Source organism: Fibrobacter sp. UWCM (genome assembly GCF_900129735.1).
Taxonomy (GTDB): domain Bacteria; phylum Fibrobacterota; class Fibrobacteria; order Fibrobacterales; family Fibrobacteraceae; genus Fibrobacter.
In genome coordinates, this window is sequence record NZ_FQWR01000019.1 from 28,084 (window position 1) to 53,028 (window position 24,945).

21 protein-coding genes and 1 tRNA gene are annotated in these 24,945 nt (G+C 55.6%); 13 read left to right on the plus strand and 9 right to left on the minus strand.

The window, feature by feature from the left end; translation table 11 throughout:
- The first annotated feature begins 238 nt into the window (after positions 1-238).
- The 4 genes from BUB22_RS11845 (at position 239) to BUB22_RS11860 (ending at position 5,147) form a co-directional block, all read left to right on the plus strand.
- The gene (locus tag BUB22_RS11845) at positions 239-1,246 is read left to right on the plus strand and encodes an Rpn family recombination-promoting nuclease/putative transposase (RefSeq protein WP_073115299.1); all 1,008 of its coding nucleotides are present in this window, start codon (positions 239-241) and stop codon (positions 1,244-1,246) included.
- 238 nt (positions 1,247-1,484) lie between these two features.
- The gene (locus BUB22_RS11850) at positions 1,485-3,179 is read left to right on the plus strand and encodes a proline--tRNA ligase (RefSeq protein WP_073115300.1); all 1,695 of its coding nucleotides are present in this window, start codon (positions 1,485-1,487) and stop codon (positions 3,177-3,179) included.
- 66 nt (positions 3,180-3,245) lie between these two features.
- Entirely contained in the window at positions 3,246-4,112 is an 867-nt protein-coding gene (locus BUB22_RS11855) for a carbon-nitrogen hydrolase (protein ID WP_073115301.1), read from the plus strand.
- A gap of 12 nt (positions 4,113-4,124) precedes the next feature.
- Complete coding sequence (locus BUB22_RS11860) at positions 4,125-5,147, plus strand: agmatine deiminase family protein (RefSeq protein ID WP_073115302.1); 1,023 nt, start codon at positions 4,125-4,127, stop codon at positions 5,145-5,147.
- A 70-nt stretch (positions 5,148-5,217) separates the two neighbouring features.
- On the opposite strand, the gene BUB22_RS11865 is transcribed toward BUB22_RS11860, so the two are convergent.
- Positions 5,218-5,290: transfer RNA gene (locus BUB22_RS11865), tRNA-Lys, on the minus strand.
- 80 nt (positions 5,291-5,370) lie between these two features.
- Between BUB22_RS11865 and BUB22_RS11870 the strand changes: the two genes are divergently transcribed.
- On the plus strand, positions 5,371-6,384 hold the full coding sequence (locus BUB22_RS11870; RefSeq protein WP_073115303.1) for a PorV/PorQ family protein: 1,014 nt from the start codon (positions 5,371-5,373) through the stop codon (positions 6,382-6,384).
- Positions 6,384-7,136 (plus strand): hypothetical protein, encoded by a 753-nt coding sequence (locus BUB22_RS11875; RefSeq protein WP_073115304.1) that lies wholly within the window; start codon positions 6,384-6,386, stop codon positions 7,134-7,136. Before BUB22_RS11870 ends, BUB22_RS11875 begins: the two co-directional genes overlap by 1 nt.
- 19 nt (positions 7,137-7,155) lie before the next feature.
- Here BUB22_RS11875 and BUB22_RS11880 read toward each other — a convergent pair whose 3' ends face one another.
- A complete protein-coding gene (locus BUB22_RS11880) occupies positions 7,156-8,319 on the minus strand; it encodes a glycosyltransferase (RefSeq protein WP_073115305.1) in 1,164 nt (387 codons plus the stop codon).
- A gap of 90 nt (positions 8,320-8,409) precedes the next feature.
- Between BUB22_RS11880 and BUB22_RS11885 the strand changes: the two genes are divergently transcribed.
- From BUB22_RS11885 to BUB22_RS11900, 4 genes are read left to right on the plus strand one after another with little or no spacing between them, the layout of a single operon-like run.
- On the plus strand, positions 8,410-9,360 hold the full coding sequence (locus tag BUB22_RS11885; protein WP_073115306.1) for a glycosyltransferase: 951 nt from the start codon (positions 8,410-8,412) through the stop codon (positions 9,358-9,360).
- On the plus strand, positions 9,357-10,454 hold the full coding sequence (locus BUB22_RS11890) for a glycosyltransferase WbsX family protein (RefSeq protein WP_072810741.1): 1,098 nt from the start codon (positions 9,357-9,359) through the stop codon (positions 10,452-10,454). The genes BUB22_RS11885 and BUB22_RS11890 overlap by 4 nt, the downstream gene beginning before the upstream one ends.
- Positions 10,451-11,356, plus strand: a complete 906-nt coding sequence (locus BUB22_RS11895; protein ID WP_073115307.1) for a glycosyltransferase family 2 protein — start codon at positions 10,451-10,453, stop codon at positions 11,354-11,356. The genes BUB22_RS11890 and BUB22_RS11895 overlap by 4 nt, the downstream gene beginning before the upstream one ends.
- Positions 11,349-12,779 (plus strand): hypothetical protein, encoded by a 1,431-nt coding sequence (locus BUB22_RS11900; RefSeq protein ID WP_073115308.1) that lies wholly within the window; start codon positions 11,349-11,351, stop codon positions 12,777-12,779. Before BUB22_RS11895 ends, BUB22_RS11900 begins: the two co-directional genes overlap by 8 nt.
- 16 nt (positions 12,780-12,795) lie before the next feature.
- Here the strand turns inward: BUB22_RS11900 and BUB22_RS11905 are convergent, their stop codons facing one another.
- The 5 genes from BUB22_RS11905 to dapB all read right to left on the minus strand — a co-directional run bounded on the left by BUB22_RS11905 (position 12,796) and on the right by dapB (position 16,800).
- Positions 12,796-13,215: a PTS sugar transporter subunit IIA gene (locus BUB22_RS11905; protein ID WP_073115309.1), complete on the minus strand. Its 420-nt coding sequence runs from the start codon at positions 13,213-13,215 to the stop codon at positions 12,796-12,798.
- The gene (locus BUB22_RS11910) at positions 13,216-14,238 is read right to left on the minus strand and encodes an aminoglycoside phosphotransferase family protein (protein WP_073115310.1); all 1,023 of its coding nucleotides are present in this window, start codon (positions 14,236-14,238) and stop codon (positions 13,216-13,218) included.
- A gap of 27 nt (positions 14,239-14,265) precedes the next feature.
- The gene (locus tag BUB22_RS11915) at positions 14,266-14,823 is read right to left on the minus strand and encodes a hypothetical protein (RefSeq protein ID WP_073115311.1); all 558 of its coding nucleotides are present in this window, start codon (positions 14,821-14,823) and stop codon (positions 14,266-14,268) included.
- Between the two features lie 13 nt (positions 14,824-14,836).
- Positions 14,837-15,853 (minus strand): ABC transporter permease subunit, encoded by a 1,017-nt coding sequence (locus BUB22_RS11920; protein ID WP_073115312.1) that lies wholly within the window; start codon positions 15,851-15,853, stop codon positions 14,837-14,839.
- Between the two features lie 116 nt (positions 15,854-15,969).
- Positions 15,970-16,800, minus strand: a complete 831-nt coding sequence (dapB, locus tag BUB22_RS11925) for a dihydrodipicolinate reductase (protein ID WP_073115313.1) — start codon at positions 16,798-16,800, stop codon at positions 15,970-15,972.
- A gap of 215 nt (positions 16,801-17,015) precedes the next feature.
- On the opposite strand from dapB, the gene BUB22_RS11930 reads away from it, so the two are divergent.
- On the plus strand, positions 17,016-17,354 hold the full coding sequence (locus tag BUB22_RS11930) for a helix-turn-helix domain-containing protein (protein WP_072810760.1): 339 nt from the start codon (positions 17,016-17,018) through the stop codon (positions 17,352-17,354).
- Here the strand turns inward: BUB22_RS11930 and ruvX are convergent.
- Together ruvX and BUB22_RS11940 are read right to left on the minus strand one after the other, a co-directional pair.
- Positions 17,351-17,764 carry a Holliday junction resolvase RuvX gene (gene ruvX, locus BUB22_RS11935; RefSeq protein WP_073115314.1) on the minus strand — a complete coding sequence of 138 codons (414 nt, stop codon included), beginning with the start codon at positions 17,762-17,764 and terminating at the stop codon, positions 17,351-17,353. The genes BUB22_RS11930 and ruvX overlap by 4 nt on opposite strands.
- Before the next feature lie 88 nt (positions 17,765-17,852).
- Complete coding sequence (locus BUB22_RS11940; protein ID WP_072810765.1) at positions 17,853-18,635, minus strand: outer membrane beta-barrel protein; 783 nt, start codon at positions 18,633-18,635, stop codon at positions 17,853-17,855.
- Between the two features lie 168 nt (positions 18,636-18,803).
- Between BUB22_RS11940 and BUB22_RS11945 the strand changes: the two genes are divergently transcribed.
- Positions 18,804-23,237, plus strand: coding sequence for an acyl-CoA dehydratase activase (locus tag BUB22_RS11945; RefSeq protein WP_073115315.1), 4,434 nt, complete (start codon positions 18,804-18,806; stop codon positions 23,235-23,237).
- Between the two features lie 114 nt (positions 23,238-23,351).
- On the plus strand, positions 23,352-24,944 hold the full coding sequence (locus tag BUB22_RS11950) for an ABC-F family ATP-binding cassette domain-containing protein (RefSeq protein WP_073115316.1): 1,593 nt from the start codon (positions 23,352-23,354) through the stop codon (positions 24,942-24,944).
- The last annotated feature ends 1 nt before the right edge of the window (position 24,945 follow it).

Sequence of the window (24,945 nt, forward strand, 5' to 3'; positions counted from 1 at the left end):
TTCCATCCGGGCAGGAAGTTTAACTATCTGCTTGACGCCGTTCTCCCTCCGCATGGTGCAACTAGCCTGCGGCTCGAGGACAGGAACCCTGTGGGGAAGCCGGCCCCATGGCGAGCAACGTAGAGTTCCACCCGCAAAAATGCGGGTGCATTTCCAAAAAAAACACAGCACTTTAACCGCCGTATGTTTACGCGTCCCTTTCGCGTACCGTAAACGTCTATACGGCAAAGGAATACCTATGGAACAGGAAGAATTTGTTCCCGACTACGCACAGACTTCTCGCGAAATCTGGATCCAGCAGACCTACGAAGAAATCAAGAAGCGCACCTACCTCGACCCGCTCTACGACGCCGCATTCAAGGCCTTTTTGAACGACGAGCAGGCGCTCATCAGTTTCTTGAACGGAGTGTTCCAGCTGGAAGGCGACAACCGTATCACCGCCGTCACCATCAAGAATACGGAAGTAAACATCCTTTTCCCGCAGGTCAAGACTTTCAGGCTCGACATTCGCGCCACGACTTCGACCGGATTCTGCATCAATGTGGAAATGCAGAAGGCGAAACACAGCCGCTTCATCGAACGCATCCTTTTGCAGCACAGCGCATTCATGCTCCAGAGCAAGCACGAATGGGACCAGGAATTCTTCAAGGAACCCGCAAGGGAACTCACCGACGAGGAACGCACCCAGCGCTATGATCTCCGTTACGAATTCCCGCCCACCTTCGCTATCTGGATTTGCGATTTTCACCTGGAAAAGCAGTCCGGATACCGCGGCACCTGGGCAATCCGCAACGAACAGGGCTTGACGCTTTCTGAAAAGGTTAAGTATATTTTGTACGACCTGACGCAGTTCAGCAAGAAACGCGAAGAAATCAACACCGCCGAGGACCGCTGGCTCTACCTGCTCAAGAACGCAGGTTCGTCCGACGACCTCCCCGATTTCGACGACGGTGTAATCGCAAAAGCGATCAAGCGCCTCCTTGTGGGAACAGCATCGGAAAAACTCCTGAAGGAACAGGCAAAGAACATGGTGATGACCGAAGAAGAACTGGACTATCTGGCCTCGCTGAAGGTCCGCGCCCGTGCAGAGGGCAAGGCCGAAGGCTTGGCTGAAGGCAAGGCCGAAGGCAAAACGGAAGGCCACGCCGACGCTCTCAGCGTGTTTGAAAAACTGGGCGTTCCTCCGGAAAAAATCGCCGAAGCCAAAGCCATGCTCTCGGCAAAGAAAGCTGAATTGCCCAAATAAGTTCGCTTAAAATGCATTAGATACAAAAAGGACGGAGTCATGCTCCGTCCTTTGATTTTTTGATACGCATTCTCATTCTGGTGCCACGTTGCTCTCCAAAATGCTTTTTTCATAAACCAATGATTTAGAATGTCAAAAACGGCCCATAACCCGTGGAACATGACGAGATAGCGCACCTTTTTTTCTATCTTTCCCCTCCGAAATTATACGGCGGCAGGTCCGCCAAAAAGGACTAAAAATGAAACTCTCGAAGTACTTCTATGTGACGCTCCGCGAAACGCCGAGCGACGCCACCATGCCGAGCCACATCTTCCTGATGCGCGGCGGCTACATCAAGCCCGTCTCTACCGGTATCTATTCCATGATGCCCATGGGCTTCCGCGTAATCCAGAAGATCGTGAACATCATCCGCGAAGAAATGAACAAGATTGGCGGTATCGAAGTGGACCTGCCGGTGGTGCAGACCGCTGAACTCTGGAGCGAATCGGGCCGTTACCAGGCCATTGGCGAAGAACTGCTCCGCTTCAAGGACCGCAACAACCACAACATGGTGCTCGCCATGACGCATGAAGAAGCCATGACCGACCTGGTGCGCTACGTGCTCAACAGCTACAAGCAACTACCGGTGATGCTCTACCAGTTCAAGACCAAGTACCGTGACGAAGCCCGTGCCCGCGGCGGCCTCATCCGCGTCCGCGAATTCCTGATGAAGGACGCCTACAGTTTCCACACCAGCCAGGAAGACCTGGACCGTCACTACCAGGAAGAATATGACGCCTACCTGCGCATCTACCGCCGCGTGGGCATTGAACCGGTGGTGGTGCAGAGCGATACGGGCATCATGGGCGGTAAGGTCGCTCACGAATTCATGCTCGATACTCCGAACGGCGAAGATTATTTGATTCTTTGTAAGAAGTGCGGCTACCAGGCCAACCGCGAAATCGCGAAGTTCCAGCGCGTGCCGTTCAAGGGCGACGAAAATGCAGCTCTCGAAAAGGTCGAAACTCCGCACTGCGCAAGCATCGAAGATCTCACCAAGTTCCTGAACGTCCCAGCTGAATCGACCGCCAAGTGCGTGTTCTTTGACTTCGAAGGCAAGCTCATCACGGTGGTGGTTCCGGGCAACCTCGATGTTTCCGAAATCAAGCTCCACAACCTCCTGAAGGCTAAAGAACTTTACCCCGCCGAAGACTCCTTGATCAAGGCCTGCGGCATGGTTCCAGGATTTGCGTCCCCGATCAATTCTCATGACACCCGCATCATTGTCGATGAAGCAATTGCCGATTCCTTCGACCTCGTGACCGGCGCCAATGAAGAAGGCTTCCACTTCAAGCATTGCAACCCGAAGCGCGACTTCCCAAAGTTCGAAGTGGCCGACATCGCCGAAGCTTCCGAAGTCTGCAAGTGCCCCTGCTGCGGCGAGCTCCTCACCGAGACCCGCGGTATCGAAATGGGCAACATCTTCAAGCTGGGCACCAAGTTCTCCGAATCCATGGGTGCCAAGTTCCTCACCGCCGAAAAGACGACCGCTCCCGCCATCATGGGCTGCTACGGCATCGGCGTAGGCCGCCTGATGGCATCCGTCGTGGAAAACAGCCACGATGACTTCGGACCGATTTGGCCCAAGTCCATCGCCCCGTTCCAGGTGGAAATCGTTCCGATTGGCAAGGAAGCCGAACTCGTGGAACTCGCCGAGAAGTTCGAGAAGGAACTTGAAGCCGCCGGTATCGACGTGCTCGTGGACGACCGCGACGAACGTCCGGGCGTCAAATTCAAGGACGCTGACCTCTGGGGTTCTCCGGTGCGTATCGCCATCGGCAAGAAGGGCCTCGCGAACGGCGAAGTCGAATGGAAGTTCCGCAACGAAAAGGAATTCTCCATGGTCAAGGTCGAAGACGTTGTTGCGAAGGCGAAGGAGTATTTCGAAAAGTAAGTAGATCCTCGCCTGCGCGAGGATGACAAAAACGCGGGATGACAACAAGAATCGCGGGGATGACTTATGAGCAAGATCAAGATAGCGACGCTGCAAGGCAAGTGGACAGGCGATTTCGAAAGCAACAACGCCTGGTACGTGGAACAGGCCCGCGCCCTCAAGGGCAAGCGCTACGACCTGGTGGTTCTGCCGGAACTCTTCCATACCCCCTACTTCCCTTTCGAGGAGAACGCGGACTTCTTTGACCTCGCTATCGAAAAGGACCACCCGCTGGTAGCACAGTGGCAGGGCATCGCCAAAGAACTGAACGCGGTCGTGGTGTTCCCGTTCTTCGAAAAGCGCGCCCGGGGCATCTACCACAATTCCGCCTTCGTGTTCGAACGCGACGGCAGCATTGCAGGCCTCTACCGCAAGAGCCACATTCCCGACGACCCCGCCTTCTACGAGAAATACTACTTCATCCCCGGCGATACGGGTTTCGAGCCCATCAAGACATCCGCAGGCACCCTCGGCGTGCTCATCTGCTGGGACCAGTGGTTCCCGGAAGCCGCCCGCATTATGAGTCTCAAGGGCGCAGACGTGCTCATCTACCCCACCGCCATCGGCTGGATGGATTCCGAACCCGAGGAAATCTACCCGCGTCAGCAGGACAGCTGGACCACCGTCATGCGCGGGCATGCGATTGCGAACCGCACGTTCGTGGTGGCGGCTAACCGCATCGGCACCGAAGGACACCTCACGTTCTGGGGCACAAGCTTCGTTGCCGCTCCCGACGGATACTTCATCGAGAAATGCGCTCCCGATTTCCTCGGAGTCTCTACCGTAGAAATCGACCTCGCCGAAACCGAGGAAAACCGCCGCTGGTGGCCGCACTTCCGCGACCGCCGCATCGACCTCTATGGCGACATCCTCAAGATCTGGTGCGAAAAATAGAAGAATAAAACTATGACAAAAGCAGTCCGATATCCCGCCGAATGGGAAGACCAGAAGGCCACATGGCTCAGCTTCCCGCACAACGAGCAGAACTGGTACGGTGAACGCGGTGTAAAAATCCGCAAGTTCTACATCGACCTCATCCGCACCATCAGCGACTTCCAGCCGGTGAACCTTCTCGTGCCAAGCAAGAAATTCCTTACCGACGCAGAGATGGAAATGCTCCAGAGCCCGGGTTTCCCCGTCACGCTTTTGAACATCAAGACCGACGACATCTGGATTCGCGACTACGGGCCGTTCTTCGTGAAGCAGGGCAAGAGAACAATCGTTTCCGAGACGCAGTTCAATGCCTGGGGCGCAAAGTTCCCGCCGTGGAAAAACGACAACCAGATTCCGGCAAGAATCATGAAGGCCACCGGCTACGGCAAGGGCACGAGCGTCCCGTTTATTTTTGAAGGCGGCGCAATCGAGGTGAACGGAGACGGGCTCGGCATCACGACACTAGACTGCCTCGTGGGCAAGAACCGCAACAAGCCCGAAGACATGTCGAAAATCATCAAGGCGATATGCGAGATGCTCGGGCTCAAGAGCCTGCTGATTCTCCCCCACGGCCTCAACGGCGACCACACCGACGGCCACATCGACAACGTGGCCCGATTCATCGCGAAGGACAAGGTCGTCATCGCCTGGGACAAGGGCATGAAATCGAAGAACGCGCAGGTACTTTCCGAGGCAAAATACCTCATCGAAACCTGGCTCAAGGCCTTCTACGCCAAGAACGCCGTCGTTGAGACTCTCCCGCTCCCGCCGCAGCGCAAACTCAGCGACGGGCAGATTCTCCCGGCAAGCTACATGAACTTCATTTTCGTGAACGGCGGGTTAATTTACCCGAAATACAAGTGCAAGAACGATGCTGTCGCGCAGAAGTTCTTCGAGAAGGCTTTCCCCGACCGAATCGTGATAGGAATCGACAGCCGTACCGTAATCGAAGAAGGCGGCAGCCTGCACTGCATGAGCAAGCACGAGAGCCGCTAAGAACTCCGCGCACGATACCATGAATCAAAAAGAAAAATCCGATCCCGAGAATTCGGAACCGGATTTTCACTGAGCTATGAAGGGCTCGAACCTTCGACCCACGCCTTAAAAGGGCGTTGCTCTACCAACTGAGCTAATAGCCCGAGCAAGCCAAATATACGAAAAAATCGCATTTTTGTAAAGGTTACAGGTCTCATTTTTGTTTTTTTTGTAAATTTAGCGCATGGATTTAAAGAGAAAAGTTGCACTGCTCGCCTTCTGGAGCCTACTACTCCCGACGGGCGCGAACGCATACTTTTCGCAGAACGACCAGGGCGAAGAAGTGTTCTCTTTCCTGAGCACCTTCGACAGTCCGCGTAACGCCGCCCTCGAAAAAGCGGCATCGGCACTCCCCTCAACAGACCCGACCATCGTGCAGCTGAACCCGGCCGCACTGCGACTACCGGAAGGGACAAAGCGCATCGCCGAAATTCACTGGCAAACGGGCGACATGGCAGAAAACCAGGGTTCCATATCGTACACGTCGAGTTACAAGTGGTTCCTTTACCAGATTTCGTACAACTGGCTCGACTACGGCTCGCTCACGGGCTATGACGAATACGGCAACGAAACAGGCAAGGACTACAACCCCCTAAGCCAGATGGCAACGGCAACCGTTTCGTTCCCGATGAAGCATATCCATGTAGGTGTAACGGCTAAATTCGCAAGCGAGCACCTCGCCGACGATGCAACCGACCGCACTGCATGGGGTGCAGCCTTCGACTGGGGCATTTCGTGGCAGTCATCCAGCAAGATATTCGGACTCGCCGTCTTTGCGCGCGACTTCGGATGCCTGCTACGCGACTACGTCGACGACGGAGAAGAGGCGTTCTACCCGATGTCGCAAACCTTCGGCATCGCGGGCTACTACAGACCGGTTATCGTCCCAAGGCTCACTCTCATGGCCGAAAGTGACTTCCCGCGCTACGCAGAGCCAAAACTGAACCTGGCCGGTGAATACGCCCTCGGGCAGAGTTTCTATATCCGCGCAGGCTTCACGCGTGCATGGCTCGACCTCACCCGCGACATGAAGCAGCTCATTTCTGCCGATAGCCGCCCTGACGAAGCACAAACCGCGCGCATGCTGAGCGCAGGCCTCGGTTACAACAGCAAGCTGTTCTCGCTAGACTACGCATTCTCGTACCTCGCACAGGGGCTCGGGTTTGAACACCGCATCGGGCTCCGCGTAGGTCTTTAATGCGCCAATTCGACGTTCTCGTATGGGGTGGAAATGATTCCGCAAATAGTCCGGAACCATTCACGCCGCCTTTCACCGACAAGGCGCTCGGTTGGTTCTACGGCAACGACCTGAACTCGAATGTCGAAAATAGCGAGGCGGAATGGCTAGTTTTCGTGCACAGGTCCATTGCGATTGACAGGCAGTTCCTGAACGACCTCGCCGAATGCATCGCGGGTTACCCGATGGTCGACGCGTTCGCCCCGCGCATCCATGACGTGCAATCGGGCAAGTTCCTTTCGGGCTACGCGCTCGACAAGAAGGCAGGGCTCTCCATGCTTTGCGAGAACGCCAAAATGCGATTTGTCGCAGCCCCGCACCCGTATATTGCCGCATTCTCGCGCCGGATAGTGCAACGCACCGGCAGGCTCGACGACGCGCTAACCCCGAGCGTCCAGATGGCGGACTATGCGTTCCGCATGCTCCACGCCGGCGGGAAAATGTTCTCCGTGCCGTACCTGGTCGCAAACACGCAAAATGCAAGCACCCCGGGCAAAAACTCCGAGAAACCGCAAGCAGAACTGCAGGCGAAAAACGACCTCGCCTACGCGCTCGTGAAGGCGTTCGGGATTCCACAGAACATCCGCTTCCTTGCAAGGAACCCGAAGGCGTTTTACTTTATATGGAAAAACCGCAAGGAACTTTTCGAAAAGCGCGACAAGGCTACGCTTTTAAGCAAGTTCAATAAGCAAGATATCGCGGAGCTGTACTAGACGCGATTCTAAATTCGCCTTATAAACCCGGAGTTTCCAGGAACTCGAGCACACGCTCCGCAAAGCCCTTCATGGAGCAGTATTCGAGAAGCTTGCGGGCGGAATCTTCATTAACGACATTCTCGCCCGCAAGTACACGGTCCAGCACGCGGGCATAGGCTTCCGCATCGTCGGCGGGCGCTATCAGCGGGCACACTCCATCCAGGTTCTCCGCGACCGCCGACGCCCTTGCGCACACCGCCGGTGTGCCGCAAGCTATCGCCTCGATAGGCGGAAGCCCGAAGCCTTCCAGAAAGCTCGGGTAAACCATCAGGTCGGCGTGGCGGTAGAATTCCCGCAATTCCTGCGCGCTGAATTCATTGAAGTGGAACACGTTATAGAGTTTCTTCTCGTTCACTATCGCGCGCAAGCGCTCCGAGAACTTACCCACGCGCACAAATGCTACATCGGGCCGGAGTCGCGCCATCTCGAAATACGTATCGATATTCTTGCGCGGCTCGTCCAGGCTCACATTCAGGCACATACCCTGAAAATTGCGCATACCGTTCTTACGGCGGAACGCGGCACGTTCTTCCGCAGAGGCGGGAGTTTCCGGGGCCTTGAACAACGCTGAATCAATCGGGCAGCCAATCACCTTCCCCGGCGCATCGGCCATCTTCTTGCCAAAATACTTGGCCGCCTCGCCCCGCGTCCAATTCGAATTGTAAACGTAGCCGTCCGCACAGAGCGTCCCGCGTACAAAGAACATGTTCAAAAGCTTGAACTTTATGCTGTGCGGGTAAAGCGTCTCGGCGAACGTATCGTGCACGAACATTACCTCGCGGGCCGAAGGGCATGCGGACTTAGCGACCGGCACAAGGAACCCAAGCTCGGGGCGAATAAAGAACACGATATCCGGAGCAATCTCTCGCAATGCCTTTTTCAATGGCGCCCGGAAGGCGAAAAATCCCGTATAGAGCGACTTCGCCCAAATTTCGTGCGCCGTGAAGCCACGGGCATCCGGGACCGGCTCCGAGGCAGACATCCTTGCCGCCTCGCCTGCGAAAAACTTCGGAGTCTTAAGCCAGAGAACATGCGTTTCGAACGAATCGTGCACGGCGTCAAGCAAGTTCATGGTCAAACGGCCAAAACTCGTGCGTTCGTTCTTGTCACAAACAAAAAGTATTTTGCGCTTCTGCGCCATATTCCCGAAAAATAGATTTTTTTTGTCATTGCCTGCAAAGCAAAACAACCGCCAGTATGTTTTCGCGCCTCATATTGCTATATTCTCGATATGGCAAGAATCGCAATCGTCCTCGCGACATACAACGGCGCACGGTATCTCCCACAGATGCTCGATTCCCTCGTCTCGCAAGAGCGCAGGGCCGACATCGTCTTTGCCATCGACGACGGTTCAAGCGATTCCACTCCCGAAATATTGCGCAATTACGCCTCCAAACTGCCCATCCGCCTGGAGGTTCTACCGCACAACACGGGCCACCGGGCGGCATTCTCCACGGCACTCGAAATCGCACGCAAGGAACTTTCCCCCGACGACCTTATCGCGCTTGCCGACCAGGACGACATCTGGCTTCCGCAGAAATTACGCCTGCTCGAAAACGCCATCGAGAACAGCCCGAACAAGCCATCGCTCATCCTGGGCGATGCCGAAGTAATCGACGGCGAAGGCAAGCTGATTTACCCCTCCTGGCGGAAAGTGGCCCACATCGCGACAAGCGAGCCGTTCAAAACGCGCATCGCGGGCACGAACAACGTGACAGGGTGCCTATCCCTTTTCCGCGCATCGCTTCTCGATAAGATTCTGCCCATTCCAGAGGCCGTGGGCGTTCATGACGCCTGGATAGGGCTACTTGCGGCAAAGAACGGGGGCATCGCCTGCATCGATACGCCTGTCATACAATACAGGCTTCACAACTCCAACGCCGTCGGGCTAGGCAACCGCTACACTTTCGACGAGACCTGCAAAAAGCAAATCGCGTGGAGCGCCCTCATTTGCGAGAAGTCCGATTCGCTCGGCCTCACGCCCGACGAAAAGCGCTTCGCCCGCGCACTACACCTCTACTGGAAAAAGCGTGCAAAATACCCCTTCCTCCCCTGCTCACTAGAGTTTCTTGCCCGCAACAGAGAGTTTCTGTTCCCGCAAAAAGACGGAAGGCTCAAAAAGGTTCTATTTTCAATGCTGGGCGCACCCGCAGTCCACCTGCTATTCGGAAAAGACAAATGAAGACTATCGCTTTCTACCTGCCGCAATTCCACCCGATACCGGAGAACAACCTCTGGTGGGGTGCAGGCTTTACCGAATGGCACAACGTGAGCGCCGCAAGGCCGATGTTCCGCGGGCACAGGCAACCGCAAGTTCCGGGAGCGCTCGGGTACTACGACCTGCGCTGCGACGAAACCCGCCATGAACAGGCCGAACTTGCAAAAAGTTCCGGCATCGACGCGTTCTGCTATTACCACTACTGGTTCGGCGGCAAACAACTGCTAGAGACCCCGCTAAACAAGATGCTCGACGACAAGGGCTGCGACATGCCGTTCTGCCTCTGCTGGGCAAATGAAACCTGGTCCCGCGCCTGGGACGGCAAGGAGAGCGAAGTCCTTATCCAGCAGGCCTACAGCGAAGAGGACGACCGCAAACACGCAGAATACCTCGTGCAGATTTTCAAGGATAGCCGCTACCTGAAATCGGAAGGCAAGCCGGTATTCATCATCTACCGCGTGGGCAAGATGGACGACCCCGCAAGATTCGTGCAAATATTAGACGAGGCGGCCCGCTCCGAAGGTTTTCCTGGAGTGCGCGTTTTCGCCGTCAGGAACTTCGCCTGCGACGTCGACGACAACACGCTGCATTCTTACGGCATCGAAGACATCGTGGATTTCCAGCCCAACAACACGGAATACCCGCGCCGTTCCCTGTTCGGGAAGGGGGTACGTTTCCTGCAGCGCTGCTGGAACTCTCTTGCCAGGAAGGCGGGGCTTCCGCAGGTCAATTCCGTACTGCGCCTCAAGTACAACGATGTCGCCCGCAATGCGCTCGCCCTTTACGGCACGCTGGGGCAGAACCACTACCCGACGGTTTTCCCGAACTGGGACAACTCCCCGAGGCGCAAGGCCGCGACAGTAATCCAGAACGACAACCCGGAAGATTTCGCCCGCTGGGTAAGCGAAGCCGCAAGTATCGTGCGCAAACGCCCCGAACGCAACCAGTTCCTGTTCGTGAACGCCTGGAACGAGTGGGCAGAAAGCGCGCATCTTGAACCGGAGCGCAAGTACGGCGACGCATTCCTGAAAGCCTTCAAGGAAGGTATAAGCAAATGAGCCTTCCGGTACGGACAGTCCTCGTAAACTACAGGAACATGGAAAAGACCATCGCCTGTATACGCGCGCTCGCACGCATGAGCGTAAAGCCCGAACGCGTGTACCTTGTCGACAACGCTTCGACCGAAGAATCGCGCAGCACCTTCAAGAAGGCCTTCCCGCAAGGTCGCTCGGAATCATTCGAAATCGAATGTTTCTGGAACGAGAACAATATCGGGTTCGCCGCCGCCTGCAACCAGGGCATCCGCGCCGCAAAACAGAGCGAGTTCGAAGGGTTCCTCTGGCTATTGAACAACGACACGCTTCCCGAACCGGATGCCCTCAAGGAACTTCTCAATGTCGCCGTAAACACGCACGCGGGCATAACCGGCTCGCAGATCGTAGACATGCAGGGGAATTTCGCAGGCGGAGTCGGGTTCGTCAACTCGAACTACGCGACGGTACGCCGGGCCGCATCGCCCGAAGAACGCGGGTTCAACTACGTCGAAGGCTCCTCGTTCCTGATATCGCCCGACTGCCTGCGGAAGGCAGGAGAACTTCCCGAAGAATACTTCCTGTATTTCGAAGAGAGCGACTACTGCTACAGAGCGCGCCTCGCAGGGTTCGACATCGCATGGGCAACCCGAAGCATCGTACGGCACGATATCGGGAGTTCTACCGGCAGCGAAGAGGGCAAGGGCAAGGTCCCCTTCTTCATCGACTGCCTCATGATAAGGAACCGCATCCTCTTTGCCCGCAAATACATGTTTCCCGAATTCCAGGTCAAGGTCGGGCTGTTTCTCTCGCTCGCTATTCGCGTTTTCAGGTTACAGCCGCTTCGTGCCATAAAGATTCTGCAAATTCTCGCATCCGAAGAAAGTTTCCGCAAGTTCATACAGAAGAACGGAGGATTTTATGCGTAAGTACAAAACCCTTCTCGGCATATTGCTTTTCACGGCCGCATCCATCGCAAGTGCGGCAAATCCGGGCGACCCCAAGGTGACGCACATCGCCTTCCAAGACACGGCACGCGATTTCCTCGTGAACATTCGCGGGCAGCTCGTCGATTCCGCAGTCATCACGAACCTCGACAACGCCCCCACGCACTACGACAACTCCATGTCGGTGCGGCTGTTCCTCGACGGGCACTTTACCCCCGCACTCAACTTCCGCGCGAGGGCTAGGATATTCACCGACTACACGAACAGGGAAATCGCCGACCATTTCTACAACCCGAGCGAAGGTTACCCCTACAACAAGCAAAGCGAAAACAAGCGCACCTGGGACCAGTTCGCGGCAAGCATTGACTACAGGCTCAAGCCGCTCACGCTACTCGCCGGTTTTGACTTCATCGAATACGGGCCGGCACGCTACAACCACGTGATTCTCCGCGGCGAAAGAAACAACTACCGTCCGTGGCAAGATTCCTCGGCCCGCATAAGCGATCCCGCCCCGTTCCCCTACTTCGGTTACCGCTTCGAAATCGGGCCGGTCACGTACACACAATACGCCGCAAAGCTTTTCGAAAAGAAGAACGCGGGCAAGTACTTCCATTTCCACAACCTCGACATCAGGCTACCGGCGCGCATTACCCTCGGGCTATCCGAAACATCGCTGTACGGGACGACAACCGAACCCGCGGGCACGAACCCGAACCACGACGCCGATAGCACGGGGCGCGAATTCGAGTGGGCGTACGTGCTCCCGTTCATCCTCTACAATTTCCAGGAACACATCCAGGGCGACCAGGACAACATCTCGCTCGCGTTCAACCTGAGCGTAAAGACGATAAGGCACTGGGAATTCTACGGCGAACTCCTGTGGGACGACATGAAGACGCCCACGAGCATGTTCGATGACAGCTGGTGGGGCAACAAGTGGGCAACAACCGTAGGCATCGCCCGCGACAGCATCTACGCGGGTCCCGTCCAGCTGGATTTCTTCACGGAATACACGCGCATCGAGCCGTGGGTGTACACGCACCACAAGGGCGGCGGCTACACGTATGCAAACTACGCGCAGAGTCTCGGGAGTGAACTTGGCCCCAACAGCCAGGAACTGCACACCGAACTCTCCGCTACATACAAGTTCATCAAGGCGACGTTCCTTGCGGGCATGGTCGCGAAGGACACCGCTTTCGGCGGGAACCTAACCGACATCCACGGTCCCGAAGACGCGACGGACAAGAAATTCCTCGCGGACGCCTCTACCCTGCGTTATCAAGAATTCGGCGCACGTCTAAGCGTCTCTCCCTGGGACTGGATGGATTTCCGCGCCGGCTACACGCGCTTCTTCGGGGACTACGAAGGTTTCCGCGCCTACGCTACCGGCACGTTGCAGTGGTAACCCCGCGACAAACAAACTAAAAAAGCGCCTTGACGCCCGCATCGTCAGGGGCGGCAAGCGCACGAGCCTTCCATTCCGGGTCCAGAATGAGCTTCGCGACACCCGCAATCGCCTGGGTATGCGCCATCGCCGATTCCGCAGGCGAAAGCAACACGCACATGAACTGCGCCTTCTCTCCACCGCGGATTTCTATCCGGGTAAAGCCCGCGGGGCACACGCAGAAAGCCATCAGCGGGCGCTCTAGCCCCGCAATGCGCGTGTGCGGCAACAACAGGCCATCACCCATATAGATTCCCTGCTTCACGCGTTCCGAAAGGCTGTTCCATGCCGACATCGCATCGAAACTCGCCGAATGAACAAGTGCATCGTAGGCAAGCCCGAGCGCCTTCGAAAAAGGCGTCGGAGCATTGCACAATTTCGTGTAGTCAGGGACCATCTACACCAGGGTTTTCTTGATGAATTCGATTGCGTCGGGTTCAGTCGCCTTCGCGATAACCTTGAATTCTTCGAAGAGCGCGAGCAACTGCTTCTTGCCCGGCTCAATGTACTGCTCGAACTTCTTGATTCCTTTCACCTTGCTCAGGAAGCAGTAGGCGCCCAGTGCCTGCATCACGCGCTGGAGGCTCGCATGGATAAAACTCTCCCATGCATCGTCCTTCGTGCAGGCCTGCACGCGCTTGTTCTGCATGCGCCAGTACTCGAAGAAATCCTTCACCATCGGCACAGGGAGGCAAACGTACGGGTCCCACAGGAGGCTCGCGATATCGTAGAATGCCGACCCGCGACGTGCCCCCTGGAAATCCACGAAGGCAATCTCGGAATTTGGGCGCACCATGATATTCTGGCTCTGGAAGTCGCGGTGCATCAGCACCTTGGGCTGAGCATCCACAGAAACCGCCAGAAGCGAGTAGAAGTTCATCACGCTCTGCGGAATCTCGGTGATCCCGCAATGCGCCTTCAGGTAGTTGTCGGTAAAGTAGTCCGTTTCCCACTTGAGGGCGGCAAAGTCAAACCGGCGAATCCAGAGTTCCGTGTGGCTGCTGAAAATCGGCTGGCTCGCCTCCTGCCACTTCACAAGGGCGTCGATGACCGTCGGGTAGATAATGCGCTCGTTGCCCGAACGCACACCCGGGCTCACCGGAGAAACCTCGTCCAGCAGGTTACGCTTGCCCAAGTCCTCCTGCAGCACCTGGCACGAACTTTCATCCACGCAGTAGACGCGAGTCACCGGCAGGCCAAAATCGCGGAAGGTCTTGGAATAATCCACAAAATGCCTAAAGTCATCATTCACTTCGGCACAGACCTGCAAAACGCACGACTTGGAACCTTCAGAAATGCGGAAATACTGGCGGCCCGAGCCCGCACCCGCAATCGAGGAAACGGTAAAATTCTCGGAATAGCCGCGAGAAAGCAGATAGTCTTTGATAACAGGAGAAATTTGCAAGGATTCGTTACTCATATTCTGTAATATAGTTAACTCAAAACTTTATTTTTCTGGATTATCGCCAAAATCGCCCACAGAAGGATTAGTCCAGCCATCATCGCAACCCGAATAATCATTGAAAATAAAACGATAATAGCCCCGTGCACCACATTTCGTATTGAGTATAGGCAATTGCTTACCAAAATCTTGATGGTAAAAGTGAATAGAAACATCACGCCCCCGAGAAACGGACGCCCTGTATTCTGCATACGGGAACCATTCATCTCCACACATGACCTTGACAGACACCTTATACTCACGCGTTTTTGTGTTCTCCCACGCAGGTCCTCCAAAGCCATCAAAATAATACATAGTTCTTGATTTTTTCCCGTCGTAATTATCATCCCATATCTTGTAATGTTCATAAGTCGTTTCAAAAGGATCCATCGAGGCGATAACAGAATCGTCCGCCATAATCTCAACGACAAAAGAATCCACGTCCAGAGGATTATCTACGCTTATTGAAAGACCACAGTATCCATACGGCGTCGGACACCCCACCTGCAAGAACGCAAGAGACAGCAACAAAAGAAAAAAGACACCGCCTGCAATCTTTTTCATTTCCCTTCCCTCCTTACGAGAACTTGATGCGCGGGTCCACGAGCGTGTACAGGATATCGCTAAAGAGGCGCCCCACCATCGCCATGAGGCTGCTCAGGAAGATAATGCCCATGACCACGTTGTAGTCGCGGTTCACCATGGAGTTGTAGTACAGGAGCCCCATACCGTCGATGTCGAAGACTTTCTCGATAAGGAGTGCGCCGGCGAACATAAGCGTGCAGATTTCGGAAAGGCGGGTGGCAATCGGAATGAGCGCGTTACGGAGCGCGTGGCGCACCAGCGCCTGTCTAAAACTCATGCCCTTCGCTAACGCAGTACGCATGTAGTCCTTCCCCAGTTCCTCGAGCGCAGAATTCTTCATGAGGAAGGTCAGGAACGCAAATTCGCTAATCATGTAGCAGAAAATCGGAAGAATCAAGTGGTGCCCGAGGTCCGCAACTTTCCCGAAGAAAGTGAAGTCCTCGAAGTCATCGCTCGTGAGGCCACCCAGCGGGAAAATATCGAGATACGACCCGCCCGCAAGGAAGATAATCAGAAGGATACCCAGCGCATAGCCCGGCATCACGTAGCCCGAGAAAATGATACCCGAACTGAGGGAATCGAGTTTGCTCCCGTGATGCACCGCCTTCCAGAGCCCGAGGGGAATACATACAAGATAACTCAAGAAGAACGAGGTTATCCCGAAGAATAGCGATATCGGAAAACGGCTCACGATGACGTCCCATACCGGGAGGCCGTAAGTGTAGCTTGAACCCAGGTCCAGGTGCAGCACGTTCCAGAGCCATGTCAAGTAGCGCTTCCAGGCGGGCTGGTCAAAACCGAAGTACGCTTGGATTTGTGCTATCTGGTCGGGCGAGAGCGCCTTCGAGGCATCTACCCCGCCCTTCATGGCGGCAGCCTGCTGCGCGCGCGAAATCATTTCCTCCACAGGGCCGCCCGGCAACAGCTGGATGAGAATAAAGCACACCAGCGAAATCCCGATGAGCGTCGGGACCATGAGCAGCAAGCGTCGGAGGATATACGAGCGCATCTTTAATTCGGAGTTCAGAATTCAGAGTTCGGAATGTGAAACTCGGACCTAAAAAGGTTGCGGCAAAGCCGCCATACTAAATAATTCCGAATTCCGAAATCCGAATTCATAATTAATTAACGCATCTTTCCGGAACGGAGAACGTCCATCATGTTGAAGGGCTTGGCGGTACCGGCGGCAATCTGCTCGGCGAGGAAGTTCACGGCATCTACAGTGCCCTCGGCGTAAATCTTACGGCCGCACACGTTGTGCTGGAATTCGAAATGCACCGTACCGTCGGCGCTGTCGAGGCAGTAGGTATGGAAGGCGTGACCGCCGAGGTATTCCTCGGGCACGTGCATGCGTTCCATCTGTTCTTTTTCGTTGCGAACCTTCTCGATGTCATCGACGGAGAAATCGAATCCCATCTTCTGGAAATCTCCCACAACGGCCTTCGCCGTACCGCTCGTGTCGGCCTTCGTCTTCTGGTGGCTTTCCACAACGGAGAGCTTGTAGCCGCTGAACGCCGTCGGGAATTCCTTCGCCAGAAATTCAATCATCATCTGGAAGGCGACAATCTGTTTGGCCATGTTCGGGGCAATCACGCTCGGGTGGTTCGCGTCGGCCACGAGTTTTGCAAGCGCCTCGCGGTCACCGCCGGTAGTGCCCATCACGAAGGGAATCTTGTGCTTCACGTAGAATGCGGCGTTGTCGTTTACAGCCGTCGGGTGCGTGTAGTCGATGCAAATGACATTCGGGTACTTTGCAAGCACTTCGCCGATGCGTTCTTCGCGGTTGCTCGGCTTCAAGAGCTGGATGGTCTTCCCCGCCACCTCTGCCTCGTTTTCGACGATAATCTCGCCCGTCAACGAATACGGAACAAGTTCCAAGCCGCGGGCCACGCAAGTTTCAGCCACAATACGGCCCATATTGCCCGGAATACCATTAACCATCACTTGTATAGACATAAAATCTCCTGTTTTTGGGGTGGAAAATAGAAAAAAAGCGGAATAAAACTTTTTTTATCGTCCGAAAACGCCGTTTTTCGCTAATGAGTTGCAGGAGTTTTACATTTTTTGTAATTTTCTGTACACAGAAATAAATAATTTTGACAACTTATGGTTACAACGCGACCTCTTATGTTTTCACAACGGCTTGCCATTTTTTTTTAAATCGTCATACCATGAAACTGAAGAACGATGCAGAAAAGGCATTTGACCTAGAATTATCCAAGATTATTAAAGCCAGAAGAGACGAACTCAACCTTACTCAAGAATATCTAAGTTTTCATTCTGGTGTTACCCGCATTACCATCGGTAAGTGGGAAAAGGGCGAGAAGACCCCTATCAGTTTTGACCTCTACAACGTACTCAAGGTTCTCTACAAGGATCCGTCTGAATTTTGGGCCGAACTGTTCAAGAATTACGAAAAAACGCTTTCCCCTATCCAGAAGGCGGCCGACAAGAAGAAATTCATGGCCTACCTGGAACAGGCACAAAAGAATAAGAAGGGCGATACCTAACCGTTCTCGTCCAACCATCTCTGGAGAATTATCGCGGCGGCTAATTGATCAATTACCGCCTTATTTTTTTGCTTTTTCTTCTTGCTGAAGTAAGACGTCTTTTCCTGGGCCTGCACGCTGGAGTACGATTCGTCCTGCGTGTATACAGGAAGTCCCGGAAAACGGAGTTTCAGGTCCTCGACAAATTTTTCCACCACCACGTTCTTGCCTTCCTTACGGCCATCGGGGTGATACGGCATCCCCACCACGAACGCATCGATTTTGTTCACCTTCACGAGTTCATCGAGCCTTACAAACAAGTTCGTCGTCTTCTGGTCGATGGTCTCGCGAGAAAAAGCCATGCGCAGCTCGGAATCGGCAAAAGCGACCCCGACGCGATGTTCTCCGTAATCTAGTGCCAAGTAGTTCATCGGAGCGAAATATAAAAAAAAGAAGCCCGCAAAAAAACAAGAAGCCCGGCTAGAAGCCGGGTCGTCTTGCCGTTCAACGGGGCCTACACTAGAGAAGGTAGGTCATCGAAAGCTGGATGTTCCAGGCGCTCGGCTTGTCTTCAACAGCATCGCTTACACTGTTGAAGTCGTACATGAAGCGCAGACCGACGTTCATGTCGTGACCACCCTGGTGGAACTGAGCACCGGCACCGAGAACAAGCGACACATAAACGCCGCTGGTCTCAATGTCATCGGCGGCGACAAGATCGCTTGCGTAGTCGACCTCGTTGTCGTAGGTATCATAGTAGTTGTACTGCGCCGAGAACATGTCGGCAAGGCAGAATGCGAGACGGAGACCGCCTTCCACGTAGAGGAAAGAAAGGGGTTCGTAACGGGCGAGCACGGGCACATCCATGAGGATTTGCGAGATGCCCTGTTCATATTCGTATTCGTATCCACCGCCAAGGGGATAGCGTTCGGAGGTTTCATAGAAATAGCGGAAGATGAAGTTCACTTCGGGTGCGACAGCAAACTGCTTGTTGATATAGTAACGGAGGGAACCGCCCACATAGCCGCCAACGGCAGTAAGGTCGCCAAGACCGCCCACGCCCACGCCGATATGGCCGCCCAGACGGATTTTCTGGTAGTCGGTATCGTCAGAAGACTTTTCCGCGGCAGGTGCGGCAGACTCGGCTTCTTCGGCGGGTTCAGCCTGGGTGGATTCCTCTGTCGAGTAGCTGTTGTCTTCGGTTGCAGCGGGGGTCTCGCCATAATCCTCGTCGTCGTACTGGGCGAACGAAGGTACACAGGTAAAGCCAAGCGCTATCGCGAGCACGGCTATTTTTTTCATTTTGTTCTCCTTATGAACTGATTATTAGTTTGTTCATCAAAAAATAACAATCGCCGGTGCAGATGTCAATAAAAAAATGGCTTAATCTCTTTTTTTTGCGAATTTGGGCATTTTACGTTCCCGTTTGCCAATAAGCTCCACCCCAATTTTTCTATCTTTACGCCCACTATGAGCAATTTGAAGAATGATTTGTGGGTCGGCGTGGACGTAGGTTCCACCACCGTGAAGATTGCGGTCGTCGATCCCGAGACCAACAAGCTTTTGCATTACACATACCAGCGCCACAACGCCATGCAGGCGAAAAAGGTCTACGAGGTGCTGCGGGAAGCCCACGGGCTCTTCCCGGACAAGAATTTCAGGGTAGCCTTCTGCGGTAGCGGCGGCCAGCCCTTCGCCGACGCCACGCACGCCTTCTTTGTACAAGAAGTGGTAGCAAACGCCCTCGCCGTGCGTGCCACCTACCCCGAATCGCGCGTCGCCATCGAACTCGGCGGCCAGGACGCGAAGGTCGTATTCTTCGAAAAGGACAAGACAACCGGCAAGCTCATCGCAAGCGACATGCGCATGAACGGCGTGTGCGCGGGCGGTACCGGCGCATTTATCGACCAGGTGGCCGAACTCCTCCGCATCAAGACGGAGGCCTTCGAAGGTTTTGCCAAGCGCGGCCAGAAGGTCTACGAGATTTCGGGCCGTTGCGGCGTGTTCGCGAAGACGGACATCCAGCCGATGCTCAACAACGGCATCGCCAAGGAAGACATCGCCCTTTCGAGCTTCCACGCCATCGCGAAGCAGACCATCGGTGGCCTCGCCCAGGGCATGGAAATCAAGCCGCCCGTGATTTTCGAGGGTGGCCCGCTCACGTTCAACCCGACGCTCGTACGCGCATTCAAGGAACGTCTGGGCATTAGCGACGAACAGGCAATCGTGCCGGAACATTCCGAAGTGCTCGTCGCCATGGGTGCAGCCCTCTCGCTCGGCTCCATGTTCGCGGGCCAGGAATGCCATTACCGCATGGAAGGCTCGCTCGACGCCCTGGTGCACTTCAACGAAGTCCGCCAGGCCGAAAACAAGGCGAAGGCCGCCGCCGACCTCTTCTTCAAGAACGAAGCCGAATACAAGATGTTCCTCGAGGAACACAAGATGGCCGACAACCACTACCCGCAGCCGGCCTCGGGTTCGACCATCAACGCCTACCTCGGTATCGACGCAGGTTCCACCACCACGAAGTTCGTGCTCCTGGACGAGCAAGACAACGTGATTGACGGGTTCTACGCCAGTAACGATGGCGAACCGCTCGCCGTGCTGAAGCGCGCCATGAACGAGCTCGCCGACCGCTACGAGGAATACGGCTGCAAGCTCAACATTTTGGGCGTGGGCACCACCGGCTACGGCGAACAGCTCTTCGCAAAGGCCGTCCATGCCGACTACCATACCGTGGAAACGGTCGCGCACGCGAACGCCGCCCAGCGCCTGTGCCCCGACGTAAGCTTCATCCTCGACATCGGCGGCCAGGACATGAAGGCTATCTCCGTGCAGGACGGTGTCGTCACCGGCATCATCCTGAACGAGGCCTGCTCCTCGGGTTGCGGTTCCTTTATCGAGACCTATGCCCGCAGCCTCGGAATCCCGATGGAAAAGATTGCGGAACTCGCGTTCAACGCAAAGAGCCCCTCGCAGCTCGGTTCCCGCTGTACCGTGTTCATGAACAGTTCCATCATCACGGAACAGCGCGACGGCAAGCAGCCCGAAGACATCATCGCGGGTATCTGCCGCTCCATCATCAACAACGTGTTTACGAAGGTTATCCGTATCCGTAACCTGAACACCCTCGGCAAGAAGGTCGTGGTGCAGGGCGGTACGTTCAAGAACAACGCGGTTCTCCGCGCCTTCGAGCAGTACACCGGCCTCAAGCCCATCCGTCCCGAACGTCCGGGCGAAATGGGCGCCATCGGTATCGCGCTCCTCACCCGCAAGTTCATGGAAGAGAAGCGCAAGGAAAATCCGGACCTCAAGTCGAGCTTTATCGGCCTCGAGGCCATGAAGACCTTCAGCTGGCACAACCAGCCGGGCCAGCTCTGCCAATACTGCACCAACCACTGCTCCCGCACGATTGTGACCTTCAGCGACGGCCAGAGTTTCGTGACCGGCAACCGTTGCGAACGTGGCGAGGTCACGGCCGACCCGAACGATCCGAAGACGAAGGCCCTCATCGCCGAAATCAACAAGAAGATGCTCTCCGTGCCCGACATGATCAAGCGCACGAACCAGCTGTTGGTGAAAGACTACGCCCCGGCAAAGCTCGTCGAGAACACGGGCAAGACCATCGGTATCCCGCGCGTGCTCGAGTTCTGGGCTAGCCTCCCCTTCTGGAAGGCGTTCTTCACGAGCCTCGGCTACACCGTCGTGGTGAGCCGCCAGAGCGACTACAAGATGTTCGAGGCGGGCCTCCACAGCGTGCCCTCTGACACGGTTTGCTTCCCGGCAAAGCTCGTGCACGGCCACGTGCTCAGCCTTATCGAGAAGAAGGTCGACCGCATATTCTTCCCGATGATGGTTGCCATTCCGAGCGACCACACCAAGTTCACGGCAACATCCGTTTGCCCGGTGGTGCAGGCCTACCCGAACGTGTGCAAGAACACCGACGAGCCCGAAAAGAACTACGGCGTCCCCATGGACCAGCCGATTTTCCACTGGTTCAACACCAAGCTCCGCAGAAGCCAGACTATTGACTGGTTCCACGAACACTGGAAGCTCGACAAGAAACTCCTGGACAAGGCCGTGACCGAAGGCGAGAAGGCTCTCAACAGCTACCGCACGACCCTTTTGGAAGAAGGCCAGAAGATTCTCGACGACGTACGCGCGAAGAACAGTTTTGCCGTGGTGATTGCGGGCCGCCCCTACCATGCGGACACGCTCATCAACCACAACATCGCAAGCCACTTTACCGCCATGGGCATCCCGGTGCTCACCACCGAATCGCTCCCGGGCGTGTACGACCAGGATGTGCCGAGCCACACCCGTATCGAAATCAAGAACACCTTCCACTTGCGCATGATTGGCGCCACCATGATTGCGGCGAAGGACCCGAACATCGAACTCGCGCAAATCGTGAGCTTCGGATGCGGTCACGACTCAATTTTGACCGACGAAATGATGCGCATGCTGCACCTTGATTCCAACAAGGAAATGCTCATGCTCAAGCTCGACGAGGGCGACGCCCGCGGCCCGGTGGGCATCCGCATCAAGAGCTTCATCGAGACGGTGAAGGCACGCCGTGCGGCAAACCTCCCCGACAAGCCCGAAAGCCACGAACCGCTATACCACACTCCGTTCGTCGCCGAAGACAAGCAGCGCCGCCGTATCCTTACGCCGAACCTCTCCCCCGCATTTACCGTGCTTGCAAGTGAGTACATGAAGCGCGAAGGCTACATCGCCGAATACCTGCCCGTGGCCGACAGGGAAGCCATCGAGCTCGGCAAGAAGTTCGTGCACAACGATATCTGCTTCCCCTGCCAGGTGAACATCGGCGAAGCCCTCAAGTGGCTTGTCAATCACCCCAATGTTCCGCAGACCGAAGTTTCGATGTGCCTCGCGAAGAACTGCGAGAACTGCCGTGCCGTGCAGTACGCGGTACTCGCCCGCAAGGCCCTCGACGAGGCCGGATTCAAGGACGTCACCATCATCACGACCGGTGTGGACTACAAGGGCATGCACCCGGGCTTCCAGCTGGGCCTCGACTTCCGCCTCCACATGCTTTGGGGCCTTGTCACGATGGATGCCATCGAGACCATGTACCGAGCCCTGCGACCCTACGAAGTCAACAAGGGCGACACACAGAAAGTCTACGACGAGTGGATGCCGAAGGTTATCGCCGTGGCAGGTCACCTCACCACCACGCAGCTGGTGCGCCCCTCCAAGCTCATCGAAGTCTTCGAGCAGTGCATCGAGGCGTTCAATGGTGTCGAGATTACCGAAGATCGCAAACGCGGAATCCGTAAGCCGCGCGTGGCCGTGCTCGGTGAAATCCTCATGAACTACCACCCGAGCGCAAACGGGTTCGTGGAAGAATACCTCATGAACAACGGGATGGAAGTCTACCTCCCGGGCATGACGGACTTCTTCCGCGTCGACGAAGTCGTACGTAGCGAAAAAATCAAACGCGGATTCTCGGCGAACCCGCTCATGGACCGCGTGGAAGGCGGCGTGACGGCGAAGGTCTACACGCATGCCGTAGAAACCGCCCGCAAGTCCATGCACAAGTTCAAGCTCTACGAACACCACGCAGACTGCTACGAACTCAAGGACTACGTCACAGACATCATCGACCCGACATACAACACCGGCGAAGGGTGGCTTATCCCGGGCGAAATCCTGTACAACGCGCAGCACGGCGTGAACAGCTACATCATCTTGCAGCCGTTCGCCTGCCTTGCAAACCACATCAGTGGCCGCGGCCTCACCAAGGCCGTGAAGGAACGTTGCCCGCACGTGCAGATCCTTTCGCTCGACTACGACCCGGACACCAGTTTCGCGAACATCGAGAACCGCCTGCAGATGCTCATCATCAACGCCCGCGAACTAGAAAAAGCAAATCAAGCATAAACAACAAAACAAAGGTCATTGGTCACTAGTCATTAGTTATTAGAAAAAGAATCGCGCCAAAGGCGCCTAGCTAAATACTATTGACCATTGACTAATGACTAACAACCTATATCTATGTTAAACGTTTCTAATGTCAGTCTTCAATACGGTAGCCGCGTCCTCTTCAAGGAGGTGAACCTCTCGTTCAAGCGCGGCAACTGCTACGGAGTCATCGGTGCGAACGGCGCCGGAAAGTCAACATTCCTCAAGATTCTTTCGGGCGAACTCGAGCCCAATACCGGCGAGGTCACCAAGGACCCGGGCGAACGCATCGCCGTCCTCAAGCAGGACCACTTCGCCTACGAACAGAACACCGTTCTCGAAACCGTCATGATGGGTTACCCCGAACTCTACGAGCTGGGCAAGAAGCGCGACGAACTCTATGCGCTCCCCGAAATGACGGAAGAACAGGGCATGCAGGCCATGGAAATCGAGACGCGCTTTGGCGAAATCGGCGGTTACGAGGCCGATTCCAGCGCGGCAGTGCTCCTGAAGGGCCTCGGCATCCCCGAGGAATTCCACTACAGCCTCATGGCCGACTTGGACGCCGGCCTCAAGGTGCGCGTGCTCCTCGCCCAGGCGCTGTTCGGCAACCCCGACATCCTCCTGCTCGACGAACCGACGAACCACTTGGATTTGGAAACCGTCGGCTGGCTCGAAGACTACCTCGAACGCTTCGAAAACATCGTCATCGTGGTGAGCCACGACCGTCACTTCCTCAATGCGGTCTGCACGCACACCTGCGATATCGACTACGGCAAGATTAACCTCTACGGCGGTAACTACGAATTCTGGTACGCAGCAAGCCAGCTCGCCCAGAAACAGCGCAAGGACCAGAACCGCCGCGCCGAAGAAAAGATTGAAGAATTGAAGGCGTTCATCCGCCGCTTCGCCTCTAACGCAGCCAAGGCCAAACAGGCCACCAGCCGCAAGAAGCTCCTCGACAAGATGACCGTCGAAGAAATGCCGGCATCGAGCCGCAAGTTCCCGTGGGTCAACTTCAAGATGGATCGCGAACCGGGCAAGATTGTGCTAGAAGTCAAGAACGCGACCATCGACGGCGGCGACGGAATCATCTGCAAGGGGCTCGACTTCAGCCTGGGCGGAGGCGACAAGGTCGCCCTCGTCGGCGAATACGATACGCTAAAGACGGCTTTCTTCCAGCTCATCGCCGGAGAGACGAAGGCACCCGACGGCGTGCTCAAGTGGGGCAACACCATCAGCTACAGTTACTTTCCCAAGAACAACGACGCCTATTTCGGTTGCGACCTCTCCCTCGTGGATTGGCTGCGCCAGTACAGCAAGGAACAGGACGAAACGTTCATCCGCGGGTTCCTCGGCCGCATGCTCTTTACCGGCGAAGAAGCCCTCAAGAGCGCGAACGTGCTCAGCGGTGGCGAAAAGGTGCGCTGCATGCTCAGCCGCATGATGCTCAGCAACGCGAACTGCTTGCTCCTCGATGAACCCACCGCACACCTGGACCTCGAAGCGATTACCGCCCTCAACAACGGCCTCACCGCATTCCAGGGCCCCATCATCTTCTGCTCCCAGGACCACGAATTCGTGCAAACGGTCGCGAACCGCGTGCTCGAACTCACGCCGAACGGTGTACTCGACCGCTCCATTACCTTCGACGAGTGGCTCGAAACCAAGAAGAAAAAGAAATAAC